The organism is Christiangramia sediminicola (assembly GCF_031344135.1).
Taxonomy (GTDB): domain Bacteria; phylum Bacteroidota; class Bacteroidia; order Flavobacteriales; family Flavobacteriaceae; genus Christiangramia; species Christiangramia sediminicola.
Genome location: NZ_JAVJIU010000006.1, coordinates 123,065 through 141,148, shown reverse-complemented (window position 1 = coordinate 141,148; position 18,084 = coordinate 123,065). Strand labels below are relative to the sequence as shown.

At 38.0% G+C, this 18,084-nt stretch carries 14 protein-coding genes; 8 read left to right on the top strand and 6 right to left on the bottom strand.

Features of this window, described 5'->3' with window-relative positions; genetic code table 11:
- Window positions 1-3,753: an efflux RND transporter permease subunit gene (locus RE431_RS15110; RefSeq protein ID WP_309562804.1), complete on the bottom strand. Its 3,753-nt coding sequence runs from the start codon at window positions 3,751-3,753 to the stop codon at window positions 1-3.
- Window positions 3,754-3,840: 87 nt separating this feature from the next.
- The gene (locus RE431_RS15105; RefSeq protein WP_309562803.1) at window positions 3,841-4,233 is read right to left on the bottom strand and encodes an HYC_CC_PP family protein; all 393 of its coding nucleotides are present in this window, start codon (window positions 4,231-4,233) and stop codon (window positions 3,841-3,843) included.
- A 174-nt stretch (window positions 4,234-4,407) separates the two neighbouring features.
- On the opposite strand from RE431_RS15105, the gene RE431_RS15100 reads away from it, so the two are divergent.
- Window positions 4,408-5,355: an NmrA/HSCARG family protein gene (locus tag RE431_RS15100; RefSeq protein ID WP_309562802.1), complete on the top strand. Its 948-nt coding sequence runs from the start codon at window positions 4,408-4,410 to the stop codon at window positions 5,353-5,355.
- A gap of 5 nt (window positions 5,356-5,360) precedes the next feature.
- On the opposite strand, the gene RE431_RS15095 is transcribed toward RE431_RS15100, so the two are convergent.
- On the bottom strand, window positions 5,361-5,822 hold the full coding sequence (locus tag RE431_RS15095) for an exosortase F system-associated membrane protein (RefSeq protein WP_309562801.1): 462 nt from the start codon (window positions 5,820-5,822) through the stop codon (window positions 5,361-5,363).
- On the bottom strand, window positions 5,807-6,355 hold the full coding sequence (xrtF, locus tag RE431_RS15090; RefSeq protein WP_309562800.1) for an exosortase family protein XrtF: 549 nt from the start codon (window positions 6,353-6,355) through the stop codon (window positions 5,807-5,809). The genes RE431_RS15095 and xrtF overlap by 16 nt, the downstream gene beginning before the upstream one ends.
- Before the next feature lie 88 nt (window positions 6,356-6,443).
- On the opposite strand from xrtF, the gene RE431_RS15085 reads away from it, so the two are divergent.
- On the top strand, window positions 6,444-6,899 hold the full coding sequence (locus tag RE431_RS15085; RefSeq protein WP_309562799.1) for a GAF domain-containing protein: 456 nt from the start codon (window positions 6,444-6,446) through the stop codon (window positions 6,897-6,899).
- A gap of 323 nt (window positions 6,900-7,222) precedes the next feature.
- Here the strand turns inward: RE431_RS15085 and RE431_RS15080 are convergent, their stop codons facing one another.
- Entirely contained in the window at window positions 7,223-8,479 is a 1,257-nt protein-coding gene (locus RE431_RS15080) for an ABC transporter permease (RefSeq protein WP_309562798.1), read from the bottom strand.
- A 146-nt stretch (window positions 8,480-8,625) separates the two neighbouring features.
- On the opposite strand from RE431_RS15080, the gene purH reads away from it, so the two are divergent.
- From purH to rodA, 6 genes are read left to right on the top strand one after another with little or no spacing between them, the layout of a single operon-like run.
- Window positions 8,626-10,158, top strand: coding sequence for a bifunctional phosphoribosylaminoimidazolecarboxamide formyltransferase/IMP cyclohydrolase (gene purH, locus RE431_RS15075; RefSeq protein WP_309562797.1), 1,533 nt, complete (start codon window positions 8,626-8,628; stop codon window positions 10,156-10,158).
- A 41-nt stretch (window positions 10,159-10,199) separates the two neighbouring features.
- A complete protein-coding gene (locus RE431_RS15070) occupies window positions 10,200-11,228 on the top strand; it encodes a rod shape-determining protein (RefSeq protein ID WP_026914537.1) in 1,029 nt (342 codons plus the stop codon).
- 14 nt (window positions 11,229-11,242) lie between these two features.
- The gene (gene mreC, locus RE431_RS15065) at window positions 11,243-12,070 is read left to right on the top strand and encodes a rod shape-determining protein MreC (protein ID WP_309562796.1); all 828 of its coding nucleotides are present in this window, start codon (window positions 11,243-11,245) and stop codon (window positions 12,068-12,070) included.
- A complete protein-coding gene (locus RE431_RS15060; protein ID WP_309562795.1) occupies window positions 12,060-12,566 on the top strand; it encodes a rod shape-determining protein MreD in 507 nt (168 codons plus the stop codon). The genes mreC and RE431_RS15060 overlap by 11 nt, the downstream gene beginning before the upstream one ends.
- Window positions 12,563-14,431, top strand: coding sequence for a penicillin-binding protein 2 (gene mrdA / locus RE431_RS15055; protein WP_309562794.1), 1,869 nt, complete (start codon window positions 12,563-12,565; stop codon window positions 14,429-14,431). The genes RE431_RS15060 and mrdA overlap by 4 nt, the downstream gene beginning before the upstream one ends.
- Window positions 14,432-15,682, top strand: coding sequence for a rod shape-determining protein RodA (rodA, locus tag RE431_RS15050; RefSeq protein WP_309562793.1), 1,251 nt, complete (start codon window positions 14,432-14,434; stop codon window positions 15,680-15,682).
- 134 nt (window positions 15,683-15,816) lie between these two features.
- Here the strand turns inward: rodA and RE431_RS15045 are convergent, their stop codons facing one another.
- The gene (locus RE431_RS15045; RefSeq protein WP_309562792.1) at window positions 15,817-17,970 is read right to left on the bottom strand and encodes a carboxy terminal-processing peptidase; all 2,154 of its coding nucleotides are present in this window, start codon (window positions 17,968-17,970) and stop codon (window positions 15,817-15,819) included.
- Window positions 17,971-18,084 lie beyond the last annotated feature (114 nt).

Below are 18,084 nucleotides of genomic sequence, written 5' to 3'. Positions count from 1 at the left end.
TTAGTTTTTCACTTTTAGTTTTTCATTATTCACTTTCAATAGAGCTTCTTTCCTCCAACTAAATAAGACCGGTACTACGAATAAAGTGATCAGCGCGATTAACATTCCTCCGAAAGCAGGGATCGCCATAGGGATCATAATATCGCTTCCGCGTCCCGTTGAAGTTAAAATTGGCAGTAAAGCAAGAATAGTTGTTGCGGTAGTCATCAAACATGGCCTGATGCGCTTTTCTCCTGCTTCGATCACAGACTGCCTGATCTGCTTCTTATTATCTGGAGAATTTGAATCGAAAGTCTGCGTGAGATAAGTCGCCATAACAACTCCATCATCGGTGGCAATTCCAAAAAGTGCAATGAAACCAACCCAGACCGCCACACTTAAATTGATAGTCTTGATCTGAAATAACTGCCTCAGGTTTTCTCCAAATAAACTGAAATCCATAAACCATTCCTGCCCGTAGAACCAGATCATAAGAAATCCACCTCCGAAGGCAACTGCAATTCCGGCAAAAACCATCAATGAAGTTGAAACCAACCTAAACTGGAAATAAAGGATCATGAAAATGATCAATAACGATAACGGTACAACCAGCGACAGTGTTTTTTCAGCTCTTAACTGATTTTGATAATTCCCCGTAAATCGATATTTGATACCGGTAGGAACTTCTAATTCTCCGGAGTCTATTTTTTCCTGAATAAAATCCTGAGCATTTTCAACCACATTCACTTCAGCGAATCCATCAAGTTTGTCGAATAATACATAACCAGTAAGAAATGTATTCTCACTTTTAATTACCTGAGGACCCTGCTCATATTTAATATCTACCAGTTCGCCCAAGGGAACCGGCGCTCCATTTTCTACAGGCACATAAATATCCTTAATATCTTCAGGGCTACCACGAAGCTCCCTTGGATATCTAACCCTTATTCCGTAACGCTCTCGCCCCTCCACCGTTTCGCTCAATTGCATACCGCCAATCGCAACCTGAAGCACTTGCTGAACCTCATCTATGGAAATACCGTAGCGAACCAATTTTTCACGTTGTATGTCGATCAATAAATAAGGTTTTCCAACGATTCGGTCGGCAAACACAGCTTCTTTCTTTACTCCTTCAGCTTGTTTCAGGATATCTTCCAGTTGCATTCCAAATTCCTGTATTTGCTTGAGGTCCTGTCCCTGCACTTTGATTCCCATTGGTGCCCGCATCCCGGTTTGCAACATGATCAAGCGTGTTTCTATTGGTTGTAATTTTGGTGCTGAAGTAACACCCGGCAGTTTAGTAACCCTGGCGATCTCATTCCAGATATCTTCAGGTGTCCTGATTTCAGGTCTCCAGTTTCTGAAATATTCGCCTTCTTCATCTGGAATTAATTGCGATGAACCGATTTTCAACGGCTTTACAACTAAGGATTGCTGATATTCTTCTCGATTTTCAATATCAGAATTTGGGTTGGCTGCAAGTTTTCCACTTTTCAGCACAAAGAATCCATCCTCATTAACGTGATATTTTTGCTTTTCCCCATTCTCATTCTGCATATATTCCGTCTTATACTGGATGATATTCTCATACATGGATAATGGAGCGGGATCTAAGGCAGATTCTGTCCTACCCGCCTTCCCTACTACAGTTTCAATTTCCGGAAGGCTCGCCACCGCCATATCGAGTTGCTGAAGAACCCTTTTATTCTCTTCAACGCCAGAATGAGGTAAAGAAGTTGGCATAAGTAAAAAGGAACCTTCATTTAAAGAAGGCATGAATTCCTTCCCTGTATTTTTCATTATAAGAAATCCAATAATAATGATCGCCGCCGGAATTGCCAGAAACAATGCTTTATTCTCCAGAGTCCAGGTTAAAATTCGGACATAGGATTTTTTGAAAACATAGAATACTGCCAGAAGTCCGAAACTGATAACACCAACAAAAGTTAAATTGAGTAGAATACTGTTTTGAAGACCGAGTGGGCGCCAGTAAACTGATAACAATAATACAATCGTAATTATGGCAACTAAGATCTTAAGAATTTTACTCTGAAGTTCATCTATCTTATCTAATTTCAGCAAAAGATCAATCATTCCGAAGCCGATCAAAGCAAGACCTATCCAGTATCCAAAAACTATCGCCACAATACCTGAAAGGATCAGAATAAAAGGAAATATGAAGCTGATCTCCTTTCGGAAATTTCTTTTCTTAAAAAGTATCGCCGCGAATGGTGGAATTAGAAATAGGGCCACTAATATAGAAGCGGTGAGCGCCATTGTTTTAGTGAACGCTAGTGGTCTGAATAATTTACCCTCGGCACCAACCATGGTAAAAACCGGAATAAAGCTGATGATCGTCGTTAATACCGCGGTAAGAATCGCTCCAGAAACTTCAGCAGTGGCATCATACACCAGCTGATTAATAGGTCTATCATCTTTCATATCCAGATGCCTGATGATATTTTCAGAAAGGATAATCCCCATATCCACCATGGTTCCTATAGCGATCGCAATACCTGAAAGAGCAACAATATTAGCTGAAACTCCGAATATTTTCATCGACACAAAAACCATTAGTACGGCAACCGGTAATAATCCTGAAATAAGAATCGAAGCTCTTAGATTAAAAACCATTATAATGATCACCAAAATCGTGATCAGGATTTCCATAGTTAAAGCTTCGTTTAATGTGCCAAGGGTTTCCTGGATCAATTCTGTACGATCATAAAAAGGAACGATCGTAAGTTGTGATTCGGTTCCATCACTTAAAGTTTTAGAAGGCAAACCTGAGCTGATCTCATTAATTTCAGCTTTTACATTGTTGATCACTTCCATTGGATTCGTACCATAACGAGCTACCACTACTCCTCCAACAACCTCGGCGCCTTCCTTGTCAAGGATTCCGCGTCGTGAAGCAGGTCCCATAGAAACATTAGCAATGTCCTTTATCCTGATAGACGTATAATCTTCAGAAGTCACCACGGCATTTTCAATATCTTCCACAGACTTTACATAACCCAGACCGCGCACAAGATATTCCGCCTGGTTGATCTCCAAGGTTTGTGCACCGATCTCGCGATTACTTTCCTTTACCGCCATCACGACCTGATCTAAACCAATATTATACTGCCGCATCACTTCCGGCTTCACATCAATCTGGTATTCCTGGACGAAACCACCAATACTGGCAACTTCGGAAACTCCGCTGGCTCCGGAAAGCGCATATTTCACATAATAGTCCTGGATGCTTCGCAGTTCCTGAAGATCCCAGCCACCGGTCACATTTCCATCCTTATCCCTACCTTCGAGCGTATACCAGAATATCTGCCCAAGTCCGGTTGCATCTGGTCCAAGTGTGGGATTCACTCCTTCAGGCAATAGGTTTTCAGGGAGAGAATTAAGCTTTTCGAGGATTCTACTTCGACTCCAATAAAATTCTACATCTTCTTCAAAAATGATATAGATACTGGAAAAACCGAACATCGAAGAACTACGAATAGTTTTCACTCCCGGAATACCAAGTAAACTCGTGGTTAGCGGATAGGTGATCTGGTCTTCAATATCCTGTGGTGAACGACCGGCCCAATCAGTAAAAATGATCTGTTGATTTTCACCGATATCGGGAATCGCATCCACGGCTACGGGATTATTCGGCAGCAAATCTGTTTTCCAGTTGAAAGGTGAATTCATGATTCCCCAACCAACCAGCACCGCCAGTAAAATAAAGGCGATAAGTTTATTTTCAATTAAATATTTGATGCTTTTATTCAGCATTACTCCATTATTAAAAATTAGAAATTAAGCGTATAACGCAAGTTGCCACGGCATGAGATGCGTGGTTTAAATTCTAAATTTTAACTATCAAATGAGGAAAACCTGGTCTTCCAGCTGAATATCGGAAACCAGTAACGGAGGGGAATAATCTTTAAATGGAATGCTCTGTTTTGGCAGACTTTCAAAAAGATTTAGATAAGTAAAAGAAAAAGTAGTTATGAAAAGTTGCTGATCAAAATCGAAAGAATCGAAAGAAATTTTCAACTCATCCTGACCTTCTACCGAGATCTTTTCATTGGTACAACAATGAGATTCATCGTTTGCAGACATTTGCATTCCACAAGTCTTTGCTTTTGAGAATACAGCTTTATCAACAAGATGACTTCCGCAGAAATGTTTATCTACCGTAAAAGACATCGTAGAAAGCAGGACCATAAAGGCCATACTTAATGAAATGATATGTTGAAAAGCTTTTTTCATTCAGTTACAAAAGTACATTATTTTTAAATACCTATAAATAAGCCCTAAAAGCATCCCATTCAAAAGAAATAATTAATTATATAAATGATTGATAACTAGATATTTATTTAAATACAATTGATTAATTTTAAGTATCCGATCTGCTTAACCTTCAATCATTTAAATTTAGAAATTATGGAAGATAAGAAGATCATTGCGGTTGTTGGGGCAACCGGTGCACAGGGAGGCGGTTTAGTTCAGGCGATACTTGACGATCCTGAAGGAGGATTTAGAGTTAGAGCCATAACAAGGGATGCTAAATCTGATAATGCCTTAAAATTAAAAAAGTTGGGAGCTAAAATCGTAGAAGCCGACCTCGATGATAAAGCAAGTATCATTAAAGCATTCGACGGAGCTTATGGAGCCTATTGTATGACGAATTTCTGGGAACATTTCTCTCCTGAAAAAGAAATGCAGCAGGCAAAGAATATGGCGGAAGCAGGTAAAGAGGCCGGCTTGAAACATATAATTTGGTCTACGCTGGAAGATACCAGGAAATGGATTCCACTTGATGATGATCGCATGCCTACGCTCATGGGTAATTATAAGGTTCCGCATTTTGACGCTAAAGGAGAGGCAGATGAGTATTTTTCTAATAGCGGAATACCTTACACCCTTTTATTTACATCATTCTACTGGGATAATTTTATCAATTTCGGAATGGGCCCTCAAAAGGATCAAAACGGTGACCTGGCAATCACCTTACCTATGGATAATAAACAACATCCTGGAATTGCTGCGGAAGATATCGGCAAATGTGCCTATGCGATCTTTAAAGCCGGTGAAACTTTCCAGAACAAGATCGTCGCGATCGCTGGGGAACATCTAACCGGAAAAGAAATGGCCGAAACCTTCAGTGAAGTCTACGGTAAAGAAGTAAAATATAATGCGGTTTCTCCGGAAGTTTACAGAAGTTTTGACTTTCCCGGCGCAGATGACCTGGGAAATATGTTTCAGTTTAAAGTACAGGAGGAAGAATATTTCTGTACCATAAGAGATGTGAACGCTACCCGAAAATTAAATCCTGAGTTATTGAATTTTAAAAACTGGCTTTTAAAGAACAAGAATAAAATAGAAGTCTGAAATTCTTAATCTTTTGATCTCTTATAATTCTTTAACCTGTAATAATAAAAAGCAGGCAGAAGAATCAATAGAAATAACGGGTGGATTAAAAAGCGACGAACATAGAACAATGCCAGGTAATGTTCTCTTTCAATATTTAGCACCAGGAATATAAAGACTGAAGTTGCCAGAACATATAGTACGGCATAGAGAATTGCTGAAAATTTTAAGATGTTGAGATCTCTAAAACTGAAGTAGATTATAGCTAAGGATATCGCTGAATTTAACGTATATCTTAGAGTGAGATTGAACATTAATTTCGCCATATCCATTGGTGGAATAATGCCTAATAAATAATCTGATTTAAAAAAAATAATCAAGGGATCATAGAAAAGGTCCTGTTCAAAGAACCGTATACAGGCTAAAAGTAATATCAGCACACCTATCTGAAGAAACCGAAGTATGTTCTTATTTACCTTTTTTTCCATCTCGAATAAATTCTAACCCATATTAACCAGAGAATAAATACCGTTCCATAGATCGCGAGCGGAAAAAAGATGGAATGCATAAAGCCTGAATATTCAGGGTATTCATAAATGCTCACAGCAAGAATCACTATTCTAAGTATATTGATCGCGTAGATAATTACTGAACCGGCAAATAAATAGAGAAATGTTGATACCGTTTTTCCGAAGAATGCAAGAACAAAAGACGCAAAAAGAATAATGATACTGGCAGAATTACAACCTTCAACGATTCCGGCTAAAAAATAATCTCCAACCATCAATTTCATGGATAATCCTGTATAATGCATTACCACATCAACATTCTCATACCCCAATCCCTGCATTAACGTACCGCTTTGCCTCGCTACAAGCTGTGTAATCGGATCTGGCACAGGATTTTCAGTATCGTAGAGAATTAGAAAACCATTATATAGACTGGAGAACATAAAATAACTACCCAGAAAAATAAAAATGAATCTTAGAACAAGTCGGTATTTTCTAAAAAGACTGAGCAAATTTCAGATAGGTTTTTAACAAATTTATAGAAATACAGTGCTCCCTTTACATAAGAAAATGAATACTTTTGCACTAAAGATTGTTAATATGACTTTTGATAAGCTAAAACCAGAAATAGAAAAGATTCTTCAGAATAAAGAAATGGATGTAAAAGACCGTCTCACTGGAGTATGTGAAGTTCTAGAATCCAACATTCCTTATTATGATTGGGTTGGTTTCTACTTTAAAAATGGAGATAAAGAAGAACTGAAATTAAAATCTTTTGCCGGCGAACCAACAGATCATGAGATCATTCCGTTTGGCAAAGGAATTTGCGGACAGGTTGCAGTTTCAAATAAAAATTTCGTGGTGCCAGATGTAAAAGCACAGAACAATTATATCGCTTGTAGCATTCATGTTAAAGCAGAGATCGTTATTCCTTTGTTCGTAAATGGAGAAAATATTGGACAAATAGATATAGACAGTCATACTGCAGATCCATTCTCTCATGAAGATGAAATCTTTTTACAATGGGTAAATGAAAAAGTAGCAGAAATACTCTAATTAATCTGCTTAAAAATAAAAAAGAAAGCCTCGAATTAATTCGAGGCTTTCTTTTTTATAGCAAGTAGGTAAGTTGAACTTTGAAGTTCAATATTTTTCTAAAACTGAAATGCGATAATGACAAATAGAATGATAAAAAACCCTATTAATTGCATTACAGACGATAGATAATCTTTTTCAATTTCATTTCCCATTTTCCCTGATTTTTTATTTAAATATACTCAAGGGATGCACTGCTAATTAGGCATTTAACTAACTTTAATTCTTTTTATAAGAATTTAAGGAAATATATGTCAGAAGACTTTTGAATATTAACGAGACTTTTACATTCCGGTTCTTATCGCTTCTACTGGATCCAGCTTAGAAGCTGATATTGCGGGGATTATCCCAGAAATTAATCCAATCATTGCAGATACTGCTGTTCCTATCAAAACATTAAGTGGTGACAGTACAAATTCGAAGTCACCGGTAAATTGAGATGCAATAATGGAAACGAGCCAGACAATAAATAATCCAACCATACCTCCAATTACAGATAGTATGATCGCTTCAAATAAAAATTGTGACAGGATGAATTTATTTTTTGCTCCAAGTGATTTCTGAATACCAATAAGGTTGGTTCTTTCTTTCACACTCACGAACATGATATTTGCAATTCCGAAGCCACCAACAAGCAGAGAAAATCCGCTTATCACCAATCCGATGACATTTAATTGACCGGTAATATTATCAATAAAGTCTGCGAATCCCTGTAACTGATTGATGAAGAAATTATTGATCTCGCCAGGTTTGATTCCGCGCATATTTCGCAGCTGTTGTTCCAGCATGGCAACAAATTCAGCATTATCTACACCGCTCTCAGGTTTCATTACAATTTGAGGGAATACTGTTCCTTTTGTAGTTCCGTAGATCCTTCTGGCGAAGTTGGCTGGTACAAATGCCTGGCCATCTCTGGAACCTCCAAAAAGCGACTGACCTTGTTTCTTCATTACTCCGATCACCGTGGCTTTTCTTCCAAAAACTCTTAACTCTTTACCCATTGGGTCACTGGTTCCAAAAAGATTCTGCGCAACTTCATGACCTAGAATGATCACCGGAGAACCACTTACACCTTCCGGTTCATTGAAAAACCTTCCACTTTCCAGTTCAAGGGCCTCAATATCATAATATTCGTGCGTCACGGCACCAACGTCTACGCCGGTACTTGTAACATCCTGGTATTTTAATGAAGTCCCACCCGGGATTCCAAGCGCGAAACTGATCGCTTCGACATCTGGCATACTTTTTTTCAGATACTGATACTCTTCATAACTCACATCGGGAAACTGCTCTCTTTTCCATCTCGGCACATCTGAAGGACCAAAATTGAATCTCATAATAATCACTGTGCTGTTGTCCAAAGCACTCAGACTTCCAGTAATATCTTTTTTAAGAGAATCTACAGCTGCCAGAACGGCGATAATTGAAAATATACCAATGGTTACCCCTAAAAGGGATAAAAAAGTTCGTAAACGGTTATTCTTAAGTGCGCTTATCGCAAAATTAAAGCTCTCCTTAAGTACGCGTAAATAGATTAACATGGTATAAAATCAGCTGTTTTTGGATGATTTAAAGATAGGACGCATGATGTAATTTTTCGTTACAAAATTTATCGAGAATTCATTCCATGTACTTTCAAATTTTTGGTTGAATTAGTTACTTTTGCTGCTTTAACAAACACAACACAATGAGCGAATTAAAACAAGCAAAATCTGCTTTAATTTCAGTTTTTAGCAAAGACGGACTAGAACCCATCGTACGAAAACTTGATGATCTTGGGATCACTATTTATTCTACCGGTGGAACCGAAAAATTCATCAAGGACCTTGGCATCAATGTGATCCCGGTTGAAGATGTAACTTCTTATCCTTCAATTCTTGGAGGAAGAGTTAAAACACTTCATCCAAAGGTTTTTGGAGGAATTCTTAACCGTCAGGATCATGAAGGTGATGTAAAGGAGCTGGAACAATATGAAATTCCGCAGATTGACATTGTGATTGTAGATCTTTATCCTTTCGAGAAAACTGTAGCTTCAGGAGCTTCTGAACAGGATGTAATCGAAAAAATCGATATTGGCGGGATTTCACTTATTCGTGCAGCTGCCAAGAACTTTAAAGATGTAACCTGTGTTTCTTCAGTAGATGATTACAAGGAATTTCTTGATCTTCTAAATGAAAAGAATGGAGAAACAAGCCTTGCAGACAGAAAGAAATTTGCCGCCAAAGCTTTCAATATTTCTTCTCATTATGATTCTGGTATCTTCAATTACTTCAATACTGAAGGTGAAATCAACTCTTTCAAACAAAGTGAATTGCAGGGAAAAGAATTGAGATATGGTGAAAACCCACATCAAAAAGGAACCTTCTTCGGAGACTTTGATGCAATTTTTGACAAATTACACGGTAAAGAACTTTCATACAATAATTTACTAGACGTAGATGCCGCGGTGAATTTAATGAACGAATTCAAAGGAGAAGCGCCAACATTTGCCATTCTTAAGCATAATAATGCCTGTGGACTTGCTCAGCGCGACACCATTCACCAGGCTTATGTAGATGCCCTGGCTGGAGATCCGGTTTCTGCTTTCGGGGGAATTCTGATAAGTAATGTGGAAATAGATGCCGAAACTGCTGAAGAAATCCACAAACTTTTCTGTGAAGTGGTGATCGCTCCATCATATTCAGAAAAAGCACTGGAAATTTTAAAAGGAAAGAAAAACAGAATTCTTCTAATTCTGAAAGATATTGAATTACCAACAAGCCAGGTTAGAACCTGCCTCAACGGTGTTCTTGTTCAGGATAAAGATTTGAAATCTGACTCACTTGAAGATCTAAAACAAGCAACAGATAATAAAGCTACCGATGAAGAGTTATCTGACATGATATTTGCTTCAAAGATTTGCAAACACACCAAATCTAACACCATCGTTTTAGCTAAAAACAAACAACTTTGTGCAAGCGGGACAGGCCAGACCTCAAGAGTAGACGCCCTTACCCAAAGCATTGAAAAAGCCAGGTCATTTAGTTTTGACTTGAAAGGAGCTGTTATGGCAAGTGATGCATTCTTCCCATTCCCCGATTGTGTAGAGATCGCAGGAAATGCCGGAATAACCGCAGTAATTCAGCCTGGAGGGTCAATAAAAGACCAGTTAAGCATAGATTATTGCAATGAGAATAATATCGCAATGGTGATGACAGGAACGCGCCATTTTAAACATTAATTTTAGTACATTTACCCAAACCTCAATACTTATAATACACTATGGGATTTTTTGACTTTCTCATTGAAGAAATTGCAATCGACTTAGGTACCGCTAACACCCTTATAATTCATAACGACAAAGTTGTTGTAGATAGCCCTTCTATCGTAGCACGCGACAGGACATCCGGCAAAATTACCGCCGTTGGTAAAGAAGCCGCGATGATGCAGGGTAAAACTCATGAGAATATAAAAACCATTCGTCCCTTAAAGGATGGGGTTATTGCCGATTTTGATGCCAGTGAAAAAATGCTCACGATGTTCATCAAGGAAATTCCGGCATTAAAGAAAAAACTATTTACTCCTGCACTTAGAATGGTGATCTGTATTCCTTCAGGAATTACTGAAGTAGAGATGCGAGCCGTTAAAGAAAGTGCCGAGAGAGTAAATGGTAAAGAGGTATACCTGATACATGAACCAATGGCCGCAGCTATTGGTATTGGAGTAGACATCATGCAGCCAAAAGGAAATATGATCGTAGATATTGGGGGTGGTACTACGGAAATTGCGGTAATCGCCCTTGGTGGAATTGTTTGTGATAAATCGGTAAAAATTGCCGGTGATGTTTTCACTAACGATATCGTGTATTACATGCGAACTCAGCATAACCTTTATGTTGGTGAACGTACTGCGGAAAAAATTAAAATTCAGATAGGTGCGGCGACTGAAGATCTTGAGGTTCCGCCAGATGAAATGAGCGTTCAGGGTAGAGACCTGCTAACAGGTAAACCTAAACAGGTAAATATCTCATACCGTGAGATCGCCAAAGCTCTTGATAAATCTATTTTAAGAATTGAGGATGCTGTGATGGAAACATTATCGCAAACTCCACCAGAATTAGCTGCCGATATTTATAACACCGGTATCTATCTTGCAGGTGGTGGTTCTATGCTTAGAGGACTTGACAAGCGTTTATCTCAGAAAACAGATCTTCCTGTTTATATCGCAGAAGATCCATTAAGAGCTGTAGTTCGTGGAACAGGTATTACCCTTAAAACACTGAACAGATATAAAGGAATTTTGATCAAGTAGGAGAAGCTTAATTTATGCAGCAGATTTTCAATTTTCTTATAAGGAATAAGAATTCAATTTTATTCTTAATCCTGCTTGCTGTATCAGTTTTTCTAACCATACAAAATCATGCTTTTCAAAAAAGCCGGTTTATAAGTTCTGCAAATTTTGTTACCGGTGGAATTTATTCCTGGTCTAACAACATCAATACCTATCTTCATCTTGATGAATACAATGAACGATTGCTCGAAGAAAACAATAAACTTCGTAATATCATTTCAAACATCAATGACAGTATTTCTGTTGAAAAGCAACTAGACAGTACTTCATTTGAAGGAGATTATCTTTTCAGAACTGCAAGAGTGATCAATAATAACTTTGCTAAAACCGATAATTACCTTACTCTCAACCGTGGAGAACAGTCTGGCATTGAACCTGAATATGGTGTGATCACAAGCCAGGGAATTGTGGGTATCGTAGACAGAGTGAACGATAATTACTCCCGAGTGATCTCAATTTTGAACAGTAGATCAAGGATCAACGCTCAATTGAATAATACCAATCACTTTGGTAGTCTTGTATGGGACGGGAAAGATCCCAATTTGGTTCAGTTAATTGATGTGCCAAGACAGGCACCGCTTAAAAAAGGAGATACAATAATCACCGGAGGACGTTCGTTGATCTTTCCTAAAGGATTACCCATTGGTAAGATCGAGGATTTCACACTTGACCAGACGCAGAGTTATTACACCATCAACATTAAATTATTCAATGACATGACCAATATAGGTTATGTGTATATCATTGAAAATGTGAACCGGGAGGCTATAGAAAATTTGCAGGAGACGACTAATGAACAGTAAATTATTTTCAAATATCGCCCGTTTTATCATACTTGTATTTCTACAGGTATTGATTTTAAACAACATCAATTTTGCAGGATATATCAACCCGTATTTATACGTTCTTTTTATCCTTTTATACCCTTTTGCAGGTAACCAGAGTCTTTTTCTGTTCCTGTCGTTCTTACTGGGAATAAGTGTAGATATTTTTGAAGACAGTGGCGGAATTAATGCCGCAGCTTGCCTGGTAGCAGCTTTCGTTAGACCTAATTTATTGAGATTCTCTTTCGGAATTAGTTATGATCACCAAAATATCAGGTTAGCTAATACACCTTTTGGTGCTAAACTGAGTTATATTTTCTTGATGGTGCTTATCCATCATTTTGTATTATTTTCCTTGGAAATGTTCAGTCTAAATCATATACTATTAATACTGAAAAAGACATTATTTTCAAGTATATTCACGGTAATCCTAACACTTTTAAGCCTTACGCTGTTCAGCAAGAAATATAGATGAGAAAAGTATTGCTCTACATAACCATCTTGACCACAGGAATACTATTTATCGGGAGGTTATTTTATCTTCAGGTAGTAGATACTTCCCTGGCGATCCGTTCTCAGGATAATGCCATCAAGGTTGTATATGATTATCCCCAGCGTGGTTATATTTATGATAGGGACGGCGAATTAATGGTGTCTAACCAGCCGTCTTATGACGTTATGGTCATTCCAAGAAACCTGAAACCTTTTGATACTACCGAATTCTGTAATATTCTGAATCTCTCCAGGGAAGATTTGGAAAAGAAACTTGATAAAGCAAGGATATATTCACCCATGCTTCCATCTGTAGTTATTCCGCAGCTTACCAAAAGCGAATATGCGATACTACAGGAGAAAATGAGAAATTATGAAGGCTTCTATATTCAGAAGCGTTCTCTTAGAGATTACCAGGTAGACCATAGTGCAAACGTTCTTGGATACATTGCGGAAGTAAATCAAAGCATCGTTAATAAAAATCCTTACTACATCTCTGGTGACCTTATTGGTCGCGCGGGAGTTGAAGAAACTTATGAAGATCTTCTTCGTGGTGTTAAGGGTGTTAAATATATACAGAAAGATCGTTTCAACAGGGATATCGGACCTTATAAAGAAGGGATTTACGACACTCTCCCAGAAAAAGGAAAGGATATAACCTTAACGGTTGACGCAGCACTTCAGGACTACGGAAAACGTCTAATGAAAGACAAAAGAGGTGGTATCGTTGCCTTAGAGCCGGGGACAGGAGAAATTCTTGCTCTTATCACTGCTCCTACTTATGATCCTGCAAAACTTGTTGGACGTAAAAGATCCCCAAATTTCACTGAACTTTATTACGACACCATTGCAAGACCTCTTTATGATAGAGGCCTACTCGCACAATATCCTCCAGGATCACCTTTTAAAACACTAAATGCGTTAATAGGTTTACAGGAAGGAGTTGTTGATACTGATGATGCTTTTTCCTGTAATCATGGATATGCCTACGGAAGAGGCCGAAAATTAGGTTGTCACGCTCACCGAAGTCCACTTTCTATGGTGCCGGGAATAGCACAGTCCTGTAACGCCTATTTTGCGAATGTTTACCGAAGGATCATTGAAAAATACAATACACCTCAGGAAGGAATGGATGCCTGGAATGCTCACTTAAAAAGTTTTGGCCTCGGTCAATATATGGGTAATGATCTTAGTACAGGGCAACCTGGAAAGATACCTGATTCAGATTACTATAACCAGATATACAACTATCCTACCTATAAATGGTTTGCCACCGCAACGATCTCAAATGCTATCGGACAGGGAGAAGTATTGATGACACCTATTCAGCTGGCAAATATGGCTGCCACAATAAGTAATAAAGGATGGTATTATACTCCGCATATCCTGAAAGAGATCAATGGTCAGCCAATCAAGGAAGAAAAATTTACCAAAAAGAATTACACCACGATAGAAGCCAAAAACTTTGAACCTGTTATTGAAGGTATGCATGAAGTTTATAAAAGTGGTACCGCTACAACTTTAAGAATTCCGGGAGTTGAGATCGCAGGTAAAACCGGAACTGCTGAAAACTTCACCAAAATAGACGGAAAAAGAGTTCAGCTAACAGATCATTCTATTTTCGTGGCTTTTGCCCCGGTAGAAGATCCAAAGATCGCGATCGCTGTTTTTGTAGAGAACGGATATTGGGGAAGTAGATATGCAGGACGCATCGCGAGTTTAATGATCGAAAAATACATGAAAGGCACCATCACCAGAACTGATATGGAAGAATGGATATTGAGTCATAGCCTTGAAAACGAATACGAAAAGCCTCTTAGCGGGGAACCTTTTATAATCAATCAGTAAATGGCGAAAAGCAGCGCAGCAGGATTCGACTGGATCAGCATTTTTATTTACCTAATCTTAATCTGCTTTGGCTGGGCCAATATATACTCTGCATCTTTAGGCAGCACACCAGGATCTTTTTTTGATCTTGATCAGCCTTACGGAAAACAAGCTCTTTTTATCGGACTAAGCATATTCCTGATTATTATAGTACTATCGGTTGAAGCCAAATTCTACCAACGATTTTCAAGTATTATCTATATAGTTTCACTACTATCTCTAGCGGGCTTATTTGTATTTGGGAAAACTATATCTGGAGCAACTTCATGGTATTCATTCGGGAGCTTTGGCCTACAGCCCTCTGAATTTGCAAAATTCGCCACAGCTCTTGCATTAGCGAAATACTTAAGTGATATTCAAACTAATATCAGGCGATTAAGTCACCAGGTAAAAGCTTTCATTATAATCGCAATTCCAGCTTTACTGATTGTCCCACAACCTGATCCGGGAAGCGCTTTGGTCTACGCGGCATTTTTCTTTCCACTCTACAGGGAAGGATTGTCAGGTTTTTATTTGGTTACAGGACTTTCTGCAGTGGCAGTCTTCATATTAACTCTTATTATAGGGCCTATATGGGTTAGTGTAGGCGTTCTCACTTTAGGTCTGCTTATATTCTTCAGGAAACGAAAGAAACGTCCCGGAAGGCTATTAATAACGCTTTTTGCAATTATTTCAATAGCCCTAAGCTTTTCAGTGAATTATATTTTTGAAAATGTATTTGAACAGCGACATCGTGATAGATTTAATATCGTACTCGGTAAAGAAGTTGATTCAAGAGGTATTGGTTATAACACAAACCAGAGTGAGATCGCTATTGGTAGTGGTGGCTGGCTTGGAAAAGGCTGGACTGAAGGGACTCAAACAAAAGGTCACTTTGTACCAGAACAGCATACCGATTATATCTTCAGTACAGTGGGCGAAGAATGGGGCTTTTTTGGAAGCGCTATGGTAGTGATCCTATTTGTATTATTATTATTAAGGCTACTTGTACTCGCTGAAAGGCAACGCAACCAGTTCTACAGGGTTTATGGATATTCGGTGATTGGAATTCTATTTATACACTTTCTGGTAAATATAGGGATGGTAATTGGTGTATTCCCTACAGTTGGTATTCCCCTACCCTTTTTCAGTTATGGTGGTTCCGGACTGTGGGGCTTTACTATTTTACTCTTTATTTTTATTAAGCTGGATTCTGACAGGCTCTCTTATTAGGAACACTTATCGACCATTAGAAGGATCGCTGCGACAACTAGAATTAGAAAGGGATATACGTATTTTCTTTTCATATTATTAAGCATAAAAAAACCCGGAAATTACCTTCCGGGTTTTTGAATTTTATTAGACTTCTAGTTCTTTACTTTTTTCTTTGAATTAGTATCTGCTAGTTTATTTCTAGTGATATTATTCATTTTCATATCAGACAGTACATTAATTGCCTCTTCGATGTAAACATCTTTACTAAGACTTTCATGCCATCTCTCTCTCTTTTCCTTCAGGATTGTATCTGTGGTAAAAAGCTTCTCTTCGTAAGGCAGTGAATTATAGGTCAGATTTGTCTTATAATCTTTAATAGCATCAAATTGTTTAGCCATTTCCTTATTCTTCTCAGCCTCTTGAGCATAGTCGTCATAATTCAGAGAATAACTGTTATCATCGCTTTGAGTTTTCACCCATTTTGCATTCTCTTCAATAAGCTTTAACTGCTCATTAGTTTCCATTCTCTGCTTACTTGCTGCAATAGCATCGTCATAACCGACATATCCATTCCAGATCTCATAATCTGCAGCATCTATTTTATCCCATGGAAGTGGATTTTCCTGATCTTTTTCACCGATATCCACAAAACTGTATCTATCTGGAACCACTACGTCACTCTTCACACCTTCCAACTGGGTAGAACCACCATTTACACGGTAGAACTTCTGGGTAGTGATCTTAAGCGCTCCCATATCTCCCATATCATTATTTCTAAGCCATCTGTTAAGATCAATTACATTCTGAACAGTTCCTTTACCATAGGTTTGTTTACTACCAATGATAATTGCTCTTTTATAATCCTGCATTGCAGCAGCAAGAATTTCAGAAGCAGAAGCAGATAATTCATTTACAAGAATCACTAACGGACCATCCCAAAGTACTTGTGGATCTTCATCTTTCAATACTTCTTTTCGTGCGCCGTTAGATTTCACCTGAACAATAGGCCCTTCTTTAATAAACATCCCGGCAATATCTACTACCGTTTTCAAAGATCCTCCACCATTATTTCTAAGGTCTAGAACAAGTCCTTCCATTCCTTCTTTTTTAAGGCGGATGATATCTTCTTTAATATCTGAAGCAGCATTACGCTCGTCATAATCGGTCATATCAAAATAGAATTTTGGGAGGTTGATCACTCCAAATTTTCTACTCTCTTTTTCAACCATGGATGCTTTAGCATAAGTTTCTTCTATTTCAATCACATCTCTAACCAAAGTTACTTCTTCTATATTCCCCATTACTTTCTTACGAACGGTAAGAATTACTTTGGTATCCTTAGGCCCTTTGATAAGATCTACTGCGTCGTCAAGCCTCATACCTACGATACTTACAGCTTCCTTTTCATCTTCCTGCTTTACTTTAAGAATCACATCTCCTTCAGAAATCTCATCACTTCTCCATGCAGGACCTCCTGAAATAACTTCAGTAATCGTGATATTATCGCTATCTTTTACCAAACGAGCTCCAATTCCCTCAAGCTTTCCAGACATGGCAATATCAAACCTATCTTTATCCTGAGGTGCAAAATAGAACGTATGCGGATCAAATTCTTCTACGATAGCATTGATATAAACTGAAAAATAGTCTTCTCTTTCAAGATCATCAGTAAAATCATAGTATCGGTCGATATTAGAGAGTGTTGTTTCTCTTGCTTCTTTTTCCAGTTCAGCATCAGACTTCATTTCATAAGTCTCATCATTCTCTTTTTTAGTCTGCTGATCTTGTTTAAGATCGTAATATGTGATAAGAGTATTGAATTTCAGCTGTTCTTTCCAACGTTTCTTCATTTCCTCTTTTGAAGAAGCATAATCCAGGCTATCGTAAGAAGTATTTATTTTTTCAGCTTCTGAAAAGTCAAATGGCTCAGCCAGGATCTCTTTGTAAAGTGATCTTGCCTCTTCCATCCTTTCACCTAAACGACCATAAGTAAGATTAAAAAAATCTATATTCTTTCCTTTGATCTGATCATCCAGCTTTTCCTTAAATGAATCAAATTCAGCAATATCTTCTTTGTAGAAAAAACGCTTGGAAGGATCCAGCCCTTCTAGATAATCTTCATATACGTTAGCTGAAAAACTGTCATTAATGTCTTTAGCGTCATAATGTCCCTGGTTAAGAACATATGTAATTAAATCTATAAGAAGTTTATCTTTATTCGGGTCTTCAAACTTCTTAGTAGTAAAACTACATGAAGCCGCAGCCATTAGGAGAACGACCGCTAATATTTTAAAATTCCTTTTCATAACTCGTTTTAATTTCGTCATCGTTTGGTTACCAATATTATAGTAAAAACTGTGCCAATGAGTTAAATCATACACACTAATTTGTCAATGTACTAATATAAGCTTTCCTTATTT